9 protein-coding genes are annotated in these 12,449 nt (G+C 66.3%); 7 read left to right on the top strand and 2 right to left on the bottom strand.

What is annotated here, in order from left to right:
* Positions 1–79: 79 nt before the first annotated feature.
* Positions 80–943 (top strand): glycine betaine ABC transporter substrate-binding protein, encoded by an 864-nt coding sequence (locus tag CFB39_RS29205; RefSeq protein ID WP_089475441.1) that lies wholly within the window; start codon positions 80–82, stop codon positions 941–943.
* A 226-nt stretch (positions 944–1,169) separates the two neighbouring features.
* On the top strand, positions 1,170–2,825 hold the full coding sequence (locus CFB39_RS29200; RefSeq protein ID WP_089475440.1) for an APC family permease: 1,656 nt from the start codon (positions 1,170–1,172) through the stop codon (positions 2,823–2,825).
* A 161-nt stretch (positions 2,826–2,986) separates the two neighbouring features.
* Here CFB39_RS29200 and purU read toward each other — a convergent pair whose 3' ends face one another.
* Both purU and CFB39_RS29190 read right to left on the bottom strand, forming a co-directional pair.
* A complete protein-coding gene (gene purU, locus CFB39_RS29195; protein WP_089475439.1) occupies positions 2,987–3,871 on the bottom strand; it encodes a formyltetrahydrofolate deformylase in 885 nt (294 codons plus the stop codon).
* A gap of 169 nt (positions 3,872–4,040) precedes the next feature.
* A complete protein-coding gene (locus tag CFB39_RS29190) occupies positions 4,041–4,946 on the bottom strand; it encodes a LysR family transcriptional regulator (protein ID WP_089475438.1) in 906 nt (301 codons plus the stop codon).
* 275 nt (positions 4,947–5,221) lie between these two features.
* On the opposite strand from CFB39_RS29190, the gene betC reads away from it, so the two are divergent.
* The 5 genes from betC to CFB39_RS29160 all read left to right on the top strand — a co-directional run bounded on the left by betC (position 5,222) and on the right by CFB39_RS29160 (position 12,435).
* Positions 5,222–6,757 carry a choline-sulfatase gene (gene betC, locus CFB39_RS29180; protein WP_089475437.1) on the top strand — a complete coding sequence of 512 codons (1,536 nt, stop codon included), beginning with the start codon at positions 5,222–5,224 and terminating at the stop codon, positions 6,755–6,757.
* 45 nt (positions 6,758–6,802) lie between these two features.
* Complete coding sequence (choX, locus tag CFB39_RS29175; protein WP_089475436.1) at positions 6,803–7,771, top strand: choline ABC transporter substrate-binding protein; 969 nt, start codon at positions 6,803–6,805, stop codon at positions 7,769–7,771.
* A 259-nt stretch (positions 7,772–8,030) separates the two neighbouring features.
* On the top strand, positions 8,031–9,170 hold the full coding sequence (locus CFB39_RS29170; protein ID WP_089426849.1) for a porin: 1,140 nt from the start codon (positions 8,031–8,033) through the stop codon (positions 9,168–9,170).
* Positions 9,171–9,544: 374 nt separating this feature from the next.
* Positions 9,545–10,957, top strand: coding sequence for a cysteine--tRNA ligase (cysS, locus tag CFB39_RS29165; protein WP_089475435.1), 1,413 nt, complete (start codon positions 9,545–9,547; stop codon positions 10,955–10,957).
* Positions 10,958–11,184: 227 nt separating this feature from the next.
* Positions 11,185–12,435, top strand: a complete 1,251-nt coding sequence (locus tag CFB39_RS29160; RefSeq protein ID WP_089475434.1) for an MFS transporter — start codon at positions 11,185–11,187, stop codon at positions 12,433–12,435.
* Positions 12,436–12,449: the final 14 nt, after the last annotated feature.

Genomic DNA, 12,449 nt, shown 5'->3' with positions numbered 1-12,449 from the left:
AAAACAACGATACCGCGGATTTGTGGTTGAAGAACCTAGAGAGGCAACGCGCACGGTGCGCATATCAAGGAGATCGACCATGAAGCTGTTCGGAAAACTGTTGTGGACCGGCGCACTGTCGGCCATGGTGGCGCTGAGCGCGTCCGCACTTGCCGATACGAAGCCCACGCTGAAGATCGGTTACGTCGAAGGCTGGGATGACAGCGTGGCGACGTCGAACGTCGCGGCGCGCGTGATCGAGAAGAAGCTCGGCTACGAAGTGAAGCTCGTGCCGGTTGCTGCCGGGATCATGTGGCAGGGCGTCGCGCGCGGCGATCTCGATGCGACGCTGTCCGCGTGGCTGCCGGTCACGCACGGCTCGTACTGGGATGAATACAAGGCCAAGGTCGTCGACCTCGGCGCGAATTTCCCGGATGCAAAGATCGGCCTGATCGTGCCTGCCTACGTGAAGGCGAAGAGCATCGACGACCTGAACGCGGAGAAGGGCAGCTTCGGCGGCCGGATCGTCGGCATCGATGCCGGTGCCGGCGTGATGCGCAAGACCGACGACGCGATCAAGAGCTACGGGCTGAACTACACGCTGATGCCGAGCTCGGGCAGTGCGATGACGGCTGAGTTGTCGCGTTCGGTCGGTGCGAACAAGCCGGTGATCGTGACGGGCTGGGCGCCGCACTGGATGTTCGCGAAGTGGAAGCTGCGCTTCCTTGAGGATCCGAAGAAAGTGTTCGGCGGCGCGGAGCACGTCGACAGCGTCGTGAATCCGGGGCTCGAAACGAAGGCGAAGCCGGTGGTCGCGTTCCTGAAGAAATTCCAGTGGAAGCCGGGTGAAATCGACAGCGTGATGCTGGCGATCCAGAACGGCTCGAAGCCGGAAGCGGCCGCCGATGCGTGGATTGCAGCCCATGCGGATCGCGTGAATGCGTGGACGGAAGGCGTGCAGTAAGCCGGCAGTGAATCGCCTCGATAAATAGATGAAGAGACAGTCCGGGAAAGGTCGGTAGTAATGCGAAATAATTGCACTGCGACACGACCTTATCCCGGAATTATTTTTTTGATTCTGCAGAAAAGTGCGTAAGTTGTTACACTAGCGCCCTTGTGCGGAGTCATCTGCTTTGCATCGGACCAGAGTAAGCGCTGAAGCGCTAACTCTGCTCGAGAGGAGGAATTGGATGAGTCAGGCAGGACTGCGTGCGAATCGCACCAGTGATGTTGAGGCAACCATCTCACATGATTCGCCGGGCCACACGCTGCATCGTGGCCTGACTTGGAAAGACGCTTTTTGGGTAACGAGCGGCGTGCCGGCAGGCGTGCTGTTCACGATCGGCGGCGTATGCGCGACGATCGGCCAGCCCGCGTGGGCGATCTGGATCGCCGCGATCACGATGGGGCTGGTTCAAAGCGCGACTTATGCGGAAATATCGGGGCTATTTCCCCATAAATCGGGCGGCGCGTCCGTGTATGGCGCGATCGGCTGGGTCCGTTACAGCAAGCTGATTGCCCCGGTTTCCGTGTGGTGCAACTGGCTCGCGTGGTCGCCGATGCTCGCGCTCGGCTGCGGCCTCGCGGCGAGCTATGCGCTCACGAGTCTCTTTCCCGCCGACGCGGCGGTGCTGCACTGGCAGCTCAAGGTTGCGGATCTCGGGTTCATCAAGCCGGGTCTGTCCCTGCGGATCAATGCGACGTTCATCATCGCGACGATCCTGCTTCTCATTACGTTCAAGCTTCAGCACAGCGGTGCATCGAAGGCTGCGCGTACGCAGCGCATTCTCGGCATCGCGTCGCTCACGCCGCTGTTGATCGTTGGCATCGTGCCGTTCGTCACGGGCGACGTGCCGATGTCGAACCTGCTCCCGCTGCTGCCGCTCGGTCACGACGCGCACGGCAATCTCACGGCCGCGACGTTCGGCTCGTGGAACGGGCAAGGCGTCACGATGGCGCTCGGTGCGATGTTCATGGCCGGCTGGGCGTCGTACGGCTTCGAGACGGCCGTCTGCTACACGCGTGAATTCCGTGACCCGCGTCGCGATACCGCCAAGGCGATCTTCTGGTCGGGCGCACTGTGTCTCGTCGTGATGACGCTCGTGCCGATGGCGTTCCAGGGCGCGCTCGGCACGCAGGCGATGCTCGATCCGTCGATCGGCGACGGCACCGGCGTCGCGGCCGCGATGGCCAAGATCGTCGGCGGTGGCGCATGGGTTGCGAATGCGGTCGTCGTGATGCTGATGCTGTCGATCCTGCTGATCGTGATGACGTCGATGATGGGCTCGTCGCGCACGCTGTACCAGGCATCGGTCGACGGCTGGCTGCCGAAGTACCTGTCGCACGTGAACGAGCACGGCTCGCCCACACGCGCGATGTGGACCGATCTCGGCTTCAACCTCGTGTTGCTGATGATGTCGGACTACATGACGGTGCTGTCGATCTCGAACGTCTGCTACATGCTGTTCGTATTCCTGAATCTTCAGTCGGGCTGGATCCACCGGATGGATCGCGGCAACTGGGATCGGCCGTTCCGCTGTCCGACGTGGCTGCTCGTCGGCGGTGCGATCTGCGGTTACGCGAACCTGGTGTATGTCGGTGCAGGCGCGAACCTGCAGGGCGAGGGCACGCTGCGCAATGGGCTGATCGCGATGCTGCTGATCGTGCCGGTGTTCCTGTTCCGCCACTACTGGCAGGATCGTGGCCGCTTTCCGGCGCAGATGCAGCGCGACATGGAACTCGAAGTGCCGAAGCGTGCGATGTGGCTGAATCTGATGCCTTACGTTGCGCTGGTTGGCGCGGGGCTGACGATCTGGTTGTCGTATTACTTTGCTTGGGTGAAGTGATGCGGTAACGCACGCGTTGCGGCGCGCGGCGGCTCCGAAAACCGCACACGGAGCGTCGCGTGGCGCATCGCGCGCAACGCGAGAGCAAAAAAGGCTCGGCCGGTACCTACCCGTCGAGCCTTTCTCGTTTCTGCCGCGTGTCGAACGCGACGCCTTTCCGCTTACGGAAACACCACCGTCCGGTCCCCGTTCAGGAACACCCGCCGCTCGATGAACGCCTTCACCGCGCGCGCCAGCGTGAGCGATTCGACATCACGCCCGACCGCGAGCAGCTGCTCCGGCCGCAGCGCATGATCGACCCGCTCGACGACCTGTTCGATGATCGGGCCTTCGTCGAGATCGTCGGTGACGAAGTGCGCGGTCGCGCCGATCAGCTTCACGCCGCGCGCATGCGCCTGGTGATACGGCTTCGCGCCCTTGAAGCCGGGCAGGAACGAATGATGGATGTTGATCGCCCGGTTCGCGAGCTTCGCGCTCGTCTCCTGCGACAGCACCTGCATGTAGCGCGCGAGGATCACGAGTTCGGCGCCGCTCGTCTCGAAGAAGTCGAGCCACTGCGCTTCCTGCTGTGCCTTCGTCTCGGCCGTGATCGGGAAGTGGCGGAACGGCAGCCCGTGCTGCGCGGCGAGCGGCTCGAAGTCGGGATGGTTCGACACGATGCCGACGATGTCCATCTTCAGCTCGCCCATCCGCCAGCGGAACAGCAGGTCCGCGAGGCAGTGCTCGAGCTTCGACACCATGATCAGCACCTTGGGCCGCGCGTTCACGTCGTGGATGGCCCACTGCATGTCGCCCTGCTGGCCACCGAGCCCGGCTGCGATCGGTGCGAATTCGTGGCGAAGCGCATCGATCTGCAGCGTTTCATCCGTCGGATGAAAGACGCAGCGCACGAAGAAGCGGTTGCTGAGATCGTCGTCGAACACGTTCAGCGCATCGACATAGCAGCGATGGCGATCGAGAAAGCCGACGACGGCGGCGACCTGGCCGGCCGCGCTCGCGCACGACAGTGTCAGGACGAATTGATCGGGGCGGTGCTCGGCGGTCATGAGACTCCTCGGATGGCATGGGCGCACGGCCGTGCGGCGGCGCACGAAAGCGCCGCGCCGCGCGGGTAGCGGGAGGCTCAAGTAAATCAGGACGATTTCGAGGCGGATAGAACCAACGCGCCGTGTGGCTGGTATCGGCGCGCCAGCACGCGGGGGCGCGGTGCGCCCGTCACGCGCTCGCGCACGCGTCGAGCAGCCAGCGCCGGAACACGTGGGTCGCGTTGGGCTCGGGCCGCTGAGGCGGCCGCACCAGGAAGTAGCCGCGCGACGTGACGACCGGCGCGTCGACGAGCTTCACGAGCTGACCGGACGCGACGAGTTCGTCGACGAGCGGCGACCAGCCGAGCGCGACGCCCTCGCCGAGCAGCGCCGCATGGATCACGAGCGCGTAGCTGTTGAAGGTCACGCCGCGCGCGGCGGCGGCCGTATCGAGGCCGTGCGCGTCGAACCAGCCGGACCACGACAGCCAGCGCTCGGGGCGCGTCGGCTGCACGTGCAGCAACGGCAGGGCCGGCAGGTGCTCGGCCCGCGCGACGTGCGGGTGCGCGTCGCGGAACGCGGGCGAGCAGACGGGCGTGACCGATTCCGGAAAGAGGCGTGCGGCGGTGCACGATGGCCAGTGGCCGTCGCCGAACAGGATCGCGATGTCGCCATGGTCGCGCTGCGCGTCGTAATCCTGTGACGTGACGACGCGCACGTCGACATCCGGCATCACGCGTTTCAGCCCGGCCAGGCGCGGCATCAGCCAGTAGGTCGCGAAGCCGAAGTCGGTGACGATCGTGAGCGCGCCGTGCTCGCGGCGCGCGCGCAGGGTCGCGGTCGCGCCGCGCAGCGTGTCGAGGCTCAGCCGCACGGCTTCGTACAGGCACTCGCCGTCGGCCGTCAGCGTGACGCCGCGCGGGCTGCGCTCGAACAGCGGCACGCCCAGTTCGGCTTCGAGCTGGAACACCTGCTGGCTCACGGCCGGCTGGGTGGAGCCGAGCTCGCGCGCGGCGGCCGTGAAGCTCGCGAGCCGGGCGGCCGATTCGAACGCGCGCAGCGCCTGCATCGACGGTAACGGTTCGGATTTCGACATAAGTCTCTCTAATGGCCCCATAAGGGCCGGACGCCTACCCGCGCGAATTCGGGCGGGTGATAGTGCTTCGGACGGTGCGGTACCTGCGCTTCGCGGCCTGCTTCAAAACCTGCTTCAAAGCCCGCTTCACGGGCGCCGCGCCACGCATTCCGCGATTCTAGCCAGCGCGGCCCGCCCGTGCGGCACTTTCGTCGAGCCGCTTCCGTCATGCCGGACGTCCCGCTGCGCGAGCGGCGCGCAGCTCCATTCGAACACCGTTTTCCCCACGACAGCCGATGACGAACCCGACACCCAACATCCTGATCCTGATGGCCGACCAGCTCACGCCGTTTGCGCTGCCGGCCTACGGCAATCGCGTCGCGCGCACGCCGACGCTCGACCGTCTCGCCGCGCAAGGCGTGGTGTTCGACGCCGCGTACTGCGCGAGCCCGCTGTGCGCGCCGTCGCGTTTCTCGCTGCTGACGGGCAAGCTGCCGTCGGGGATCGGCGCCTACGATAACGCCGCCGAATTGCCGGCGCAAACGCTGACCTTCGCGCACTACCTGCGCGCGGGCGGCTACCGGACGATGCTGTCCGGCAAGATGCATTTCTGCGGGCCCGACCAGCTGCACGGCTTCGAGGAGCGCCTCACGACCGACATCTATCCGGCCGATTTCGGCTGGGTGCCCGACTGGGACAGCCCGACCGAGCGGCCGAGCTGGTATCACAACATGAGTTCGGTGCTGGAGGCCGGCCCGTGCGTGCGCACGAACCAGCTCGATTTCGACGACGAGGTCACGTTCGCCGCGAAGCAGAAGCTGTACGACGTCGCGCGCGAGCGCGCGGCCGGGCACGATGCGCGGCCGTTCTGCATGGTCGTGTCGCTGACCCATCCGCACGACCCGTATGCGATCACGCGCGACTACTGGGATCTGTACAGCGACGACGACATCGACATGCCGGCCGTGCACCTCGATGCGGCGGACAGCGACCCGCATTCGCAGCGGCTGCGCTTCGTCTGCGAGAACGACCGCACGCCGCCCACCGACGCGCAGATCCGCGCCGCGCGCCGCGCTTACTACGGCGCGACGTCCTACGTCGACACGCAGTTCGGCAGCGTGCTGGCCGCGCTCGAACAGTGCGGATTCGCCGACGATACGATCGTGATCGTCACGTCCGACCACGGCGACATGCTTGGCGAACGCGGGCTCTGGTACAAGATGACGTTCTTCGAAGGCGGCTGCCGCGTGCCGCTGATCGTCCATGCGCCGGGCCGCTTCGACGCCGCGCGCGTGCGCGGGCCCGTGTCGCACGTCGACCTGCTGCCGACGCTTGTCGACCTCGCCGGCGCTGCGCCGGCCGGCGGCTGGCCGGATCCGATCGATGGCGCGAGCCTGGTGCCGCACCTGCACGGCACGCCGGCGCACGACGTCGCGCTCGGCGAATACCTGGCGGAAGGCGCGGTCGCGCCGGTCGTGATGATCCGCAGTGGCGACTGGAAGTACGTGCATTGCCCGCTCGATCCCGACCAGCTGTACAACCTGTCGGACGACCCGCGCGAGCTGACGAACCTGGCCGACACGCCGGAAGCGGCCGACGTGCTTGCCGCGTTCCGCGCGCAGGCCGCGCAGCGCTGGAACCTGCCCGAGCTGGACCGGCAGGTGCGCGCGAGCCAGCGGCGCCGGCGCTTCCATTACGCGGCCACGACGCAAGGCCGCATTCAGGCGTGGGACTGGCAGCCGTTCACCGACGCGAGCCAGCGCTACATGCGCAATCACATCGAACTCGACACGCTCGAGGCGATGGCGCGGTTTCCGCGAGTCGGGCGCTGAGCGTACCGCATCGTGATCATTGAAGAGCGACGGAGGAAGCGAACCATGAAACGGCAACGCAATGCAGCAATCCGAAGGATCGGCGCGGCGCTCGCCGCGGCCGCGTGCCTGATGACGACGCAGGCCGCGCACGCGGCCGACCCGCAGACGTGCAGCGACGTGAAGATGGCGGCGCCCGGCTGGACCGACATCGATGCGACGAACGCGATGGCGGGCGTCGTGCTGAAGGCGCTCGGCTATCGGCAGGACGTGGCGAACCTGTCGGTGCCGATCACGTACCAGGGGCTCAAGAAAGGGCAGGTCGACGTGTTCCTCGGCAACTGGATGCCCGCGCAGGCGCCGCTCGTGAAGCCGTTCGTCGACGAGAAATCGATCGACGTGCTGCACGCGAACCTGAGCGGCGCGAAGTTCACGCTCGCGGTGCCCGATTACGTGGCGGCCGCCGGCGTGCATACGTTCGCCGATCTCGGGCGCTACGCGGACCGCTTCGGCGGCAAGATCTACGGGATCGAGCCCGGCGCGCCCGCGAACCAGAACATCAAGCGGATGCTGTCCGACCATGCGCTCGGCGCGGCGAACTGGTCGCTGGTCGAATCGAGCGAGACGGGCATGCTCACGCAGGTCGAGCGCGCGGTGCGCGACAAGCGCTGGATCGTGTTTCTCGCATGGGAGCCGCACCTGATGAACACGAAGTTCCACCTGACCTACCTGTCGGGTGGCGACGCGTATTTCGGCCCGAACTACGGCGGCGCGACGGTCAATACGGTCACGCGCGCCGGGTTCGCCGGCCAGTGCGCGAACCTCGCCAGGCTGTTCCGGCAGATGACGTTCTCCGTCGACGTCGAGAACCGGATGATCGCCGACATGCTCGACCACAAGACGTCGCCCGTGCTCGCGGCGCAGCATGCGCTGAAGGCCGACCCGGCGCTGGTCGCCGGCTGGCTCGACGGCGTGACGACGGCGGCCGGCGCACCGGGCCTGCCGGCCGTGCGCGCGGCCCTCGACGGCCGCTGATTCCCTCCCTTCGGGCGGCCGGTTTTTACCGTGCCGCCTGTCTACGTGTTTTCCCGATCCGTCGCATCGTGACCATTTAGTGTCGCCTTCAGACGGGTGACCCGAAATATGGGTTTGTATTTTTCGCCAATGGCTGCGTTATTGCGGAAAACGAAATACCAAAGCCAGCGGGCGTACCGAATTCGAATCCACCGGCGCATCGCGGCACGCGCCGGGACGAGATTCTATCCATCGAACGGTTCAGGGAGGGTGGTCGATAATGAAGCATACGAAAGTTGCCGTAGCCGCCGCGCTTGCATGCGCGGCCTGTATTCCCGCCATTGGCCATGCGCAAAGCAGCGTGACGCTGTACGGGATTCTCGACGCCGGCATCACGTACGTGAACAACACGGGCGGCTCGCACGTGGTCAAGTTCGACGACGGCGTCGCGTACGGAAACCGCTTCGGCCTCAAGGGCACGGAAGATCTCGGCGGCGGCCTGAAAGCCGTGTTCACGCTCGAGAGCGGCTTCCACCTCGGCAACGGGCAACTCGGCTTCGGCGGCGCGGAGTTCGGCCGCCAGGCGTATGTCGGCCTGCAGAACGACTGGGGCACGCTGTCGTTCGGCAACCAGCTCGACATCACGAACGAGCTCGTATCGATCTACAACATCTCCGCGTGGGGCAGCGGCTATGCGATCCACCAGGGCGACTTCGACCGCTTCAACGGCGACCGCCTGCCGAACTCGGTGAAGTTCCTGTCGAACGATCTCAGCGGCTTCAAGTTCGGCGCGATGTACTCGTTCGGCAACGTCGCGGGCAACTTCCACCGCAACAGCGCATGGAGCGCGGGCGCGAGCTTCACGAAGGGCGACTTCTCGATCGGCGCCGCGTACACGCGCCTGAACAACCCGAACGGCATCTATGCGTTCGACCCGTACGCGATGATCGGCACGCATACGTTCCTCGGCCAGCAGACCGTCACCGTCGATCCGGCGACCGGCGCCCGCACCGACCTGTTCTCGAACACCGCGATGGACGTCGACAGCCAGGGCACGTTCGGCATCGGCACCAGCTACACGATCGGCAAGCTGACGCTCGACGCCAACTACTCGTACACGACGATCAAGGGCTTCGGCCAGTCGTCGCACATGCAGGTGTACGAAGGTGGCGGCCTGTACCAGTTCACGCCGGCGCTGAGCCTCATCGCGGGCTACCAGCACACGCGCTTCGAAGGCCACCACTGGAACCAGGGCACGGCCGGCCTGCATTACCTGCTGTCGAAGCGCACCGACATCTACATCTCCGGCGATTACCTGCGCGCGTCGCAGGGCGTCGATGCGGTGATCGGCTACAGCTTCACGCCGTCGACGACGCAGACGCAGGCCGACGTGCGGATCGGGATGCGGCATTCGTTCTGAGCGGGATGGGGTGGGGCAGCGACGTCTTCAGCGAGCGGTCTCTCTTTGGCGCGAACCTCGGTTCGCGCTTTTTTTTTGCCGGCGTGAGCGGGCACGAAAGCCGTCCGGCCCGTGCCGGCAGCGTGGCCACCGCCCGGGGAGAAGCGCTCGGATGGTATTGACCATTGCCGTCTATAGGCGCTAGCATCGTCCGCATGCTGAATCGCGCCATTTCCCCCTCCTCGTTCATCCGTGCATGTTGTCAGAACATGCCAGGGGGACGTTGCGTCTAGCGAATTCGCTGAACATTCAAGCAATCGCCTTCCGGCCGCCTGTGATGCAAGACAGGCGGCCTTTTTGTTTTTGGGCCGACACTTTCCAGACGGAGAAACTCGATGCCGCTTGCGCTGTATGACACCTGGTCGCGTACCGTGCGCCCCTTCACGCCGATCCGGGCCGGGCAGGTCGGCATGTATTGCTGCGGCCCGACGGTCTACGACGATGCCCACATCGGCAACCTGAGAACCTACGTGTTCGAGGATCTCCTGCGCCGCGTACTGGAACGCAACGGCTACGTAGTCCGGCACGTCGTCAACATCACCGACGTCGGCCACCTGACGTCGGATGCGGACGAAGGCGAAGACAAGATGGAGAAGGGCAGCCGTCGGACCGGCGAATCGGCGTGGGCCATCGCGCGGCGCTACACCGAGGCGTTCGTCCGGGACTGGCGCGCGCTCAACCTGCTCGAGCCGACGGTGTGGTGCCGCGCCACCGATCACATCGCCGAACAGATCGCGTTCATCGATACGCTCGACCGGGCCGGCTACGTCTATCGGACGGACGACGGCCTCTACTTCGACACCAGTCGGCAGGATGACTACGGGTATCTCGCGCGGCTGGAGCGCGCGGGGTTGCAGGCGGGCAAGCGGGTGGCATTGGGCGGGAAGCGGAGCATCACGGATTTTGCGTTGTGGAAGTTCAGCCCGGCCGGCGTCAAGCGGCAAATGGAATGGGACAGCCCGTGGGGGCGCGGCTTTCCGGGCTGGCATATCGAATGCTCGGCGATGTCGGCGAAGTATCTCGGGACGTTGTTCGATATCCATTGCGGCGGCGAGGATCATATCGCCGTGCATCACAGCAACGAGATCGCGCAGACGCGGGCGGCCCACGGCACGCAGCTCGCGAACTACTGGATGCACGGGCACTTCCTGACGCTCGACACCGATACGAAGATGTCGAAGTCGAGCGGCGATTTCGTTCGTCTGCAGACCTTGCAGCGCCGCGGTGTCGATCCGCTCGCGTACCGCTACCTGTGCCTGACGGCCCACTATCGAAGCAAGCTGCATTTCACGTGGGCGTCGCTCGACGCGGCGCACACCGCGCTGAATCGACTTCGGCACCTTCATGCCGGCTGGCCGGACGGCGGCCGCGTCGATGCGGATTTCGCCGCGCGCTTCGATGCCGAAGTGAACGAGGACCTGAATCTGCCGAGGGCGCTCGCGGTGCTGTGGGATCTCGTCAGGAGCAACCTGCCGCCTGCCACCCTGAAAGCGACCGTCGACAGCTTCGACGCGGTGCTGGGCCTCGGGTTGCGCGAATGGCGGCCGGTTGCATTCGACGTTCCGGAACATGTCCGCGGGTTGCTCGGTGAGCGTGAGCGCGCGAGGGCGGACAAGGACTGGGCGCAAGCCGACCGGATCCGGGAAGCGTTGAGCGCCGAGGGCTGGAGAGTCGAGGACACGCCGGAAGGGCAACGTCTGTTCGGCATGGCGATGGGTTCGAGCGAGGCAGGCGGCCCGCCGCAGTAAAGCGCGCGGGCCGCCTGCATCGGAAGATCCTGCAGCCGCGCATCGACCCGGCGGCCGCGATCAGCGTGGCCGCCGGAATCGTCGGCACCCACACCCGCGGCCCGTTTTCCGCGGTTGGCATATCATCGCGCTTTGGCCGCGTCGGCACCGTTGTCGCGCGCACGCGTTGGCGTGCGCCGTCGTTTCTCGAACGGTACCGGCGCACAGCGCCGCCTGCCGAGACCTCGATGACCGACTCCGTGCCCGACCCCAGCCCTTTATCCCCGTTACCCGCCAACCTGTTCCGCCATGTCCCGTTCCAGCGTTTCTGGGGCACGCGCGTCATGTCCTCCCTGGCTTTCCAGATCCTGTCGGTTGCCATCGGCTGGTACGTCTACGCGCTCACGCACAGCGCGTTCGCGCTCGGTCTCGTCGGCCTCGCGCAGTTCGTGCCGATGTTCGCGTTGACGCTCGTCGTCGGGCAGGTGGCCGACCGCTACGATCGTCGACGCATCGCGACGATCTGCCAGGGCGTCGAGGCGCTGGCCGCCGGCGTGTTCCTGCTCGGCGCCACGCAAGGGTGGCTGGCCGCACCGGCCGTGTACGCGCTCGCGGCGATCGTCGGCACGGCCCGCGCGTTCGAATCGCCGTCGGTGTCGTCGCTGCTGCCGGCCGTCGTGCCGCGCACCGACCTGCCGCGCGCAACCGCGCTGTCGACGTCCGCGAACCAGGCCGCGCAGATCCTCGGGCCCGCATTCGGCGGGCTGCTGTATGGCGTGGGCGCGCCCGCCGCGTTCGGTACGAGCGTCGTTGCATTCGCGGTCGCGGCGGTGCTGAGCGGCACGATTCCGCTGCGCAGTGCGCCGCCCGCCCGCGAGCCGGTCACGCTGCGCTCGGTGTTTTCGGGCATCGCGTTCATCCGGCGCGAGCCGGCGATTCTCGGCGCGCTGTCGCTCGACCTGTTCGCGGTGCTGTTCGGCGGCGCGACCGCGCTGCTGCCGATCTACGCGCGCGACATCCTGCAGGTCGGCCCGTGGGGGCTCGGTGCGCTGCGTGCGGCGCCTGCGGTCGGCGCGCTCGCGGGGACGCTGTGGCTCACGCGGTTCCCGCTGAAGGGGCGGCCGGGCCGCGCGATGTTCGGCGGAGTAATCGCATTCGGCATCGCGACGATCGTGTTCGGGTTGTCGCGGCACTTCGCGCTGTCGCTCGTGGCGCTGGCCGCGCTCGGCGCGTCGGACGTCGTCAGCGTCGTGGTGCGGCTGTCGCTCGTGCAACTGCGTACGCCCGACGACATGCTCGGGCGCGTGAGCGCGGTCAATTCGCTGTTCATCGGTACGTCGAACCAGCTCGGCGAATTCGAGTCGGGCGTGACGGCCGCATGGTGGGGCGCGCCGGCGGCGATCGTCGTGGGTGGCGCCGCGACGATTGCGGTCGCGCTCACGTGGATGCGGTTGTTCCCGCAACTGCGAAACATGACTTCGCTGGAACGAGAGCACTGAAGCGATACCGACGC

The organism is Burkholderia sp. AU6039, assembly GCF_002223365.1.
Lineage (GTDB): Bacteria > Pseudomonadota > Gammaproteobacteria > Burkholderiales > Burkholderiaceae > Burkholderia.
This window is presented reverse-complemented; position numbering and strand designations above follow the sequence as displayed.

What these genes read in the sequence shown, in the direction of transcription:
- CFB39_RS29205 (WP_089475441.1), top strand. Translation starts at nt 80, where the DNA reads ATGAAGCTGTTCGGAAAACTGTTGTGGACCGGCGCACTGTCGGCCATG.
- CFB39_RS29200 (WP_089475440.1), top strand. Translation starts at nt 1,170, where the DNA reads ATGAGTCAGGCAGGACTGCGTGCGAATCGCACCAGTGATGTTGAGGCA.
- CFB39_RS29160 (WP_089475434.1), top strand. Translation starts at nt 11,185, where the DNA reads ATGACCGACTCCGTGCCCGACCCCAGCCCTTTATCCCCGTTACCCGCC.
- purU (WP_089475439.1), bottom strand. Translation starts at nt 3,871, where the DNA reads ATGACCGCCGAGCACCGCCCCGATCAATTCGTCCTGACACTGTCGTGC.
- cysS (WP_089475435.1), top strand. Translation starts at nt 9,545, where the DNA reads ATGCCGCTTGCGCTGTATGACACCTGGTCGCGTACCGTGCGCCCCTTC.
- choX (WP_089475436.1), top strand. Translation starts at nt 6,803, where the DNA reads ATGAAACGGCAACGCAATGCAGCAATCCGAAGGATCGGCGCGGCGCTC.
- CFB39_RS29170 (WP_089426849.1), top strand. Translation starts at nt 8,031, where the DNA reads ATGAAGCATACGAAAGTTGCCGTAGCCGCCGCGCTTGCATGCGCGGCC.
- betC (WP_089475437.1), top strand. Translation starts at nt 5,222, where the DNA reads ATGACGAACCCGACACCCAACATCCTGATCCTGATGGCCGACCAGCTC.
- CFB39_RS29190 (WP_089475438.1), bottom strand. Translation starts at nt 4,946, where the DNA reads ATGTCGAAATCCGAACCGTTACCGTCGATGCAGGCGCTGCGCGCGTTC.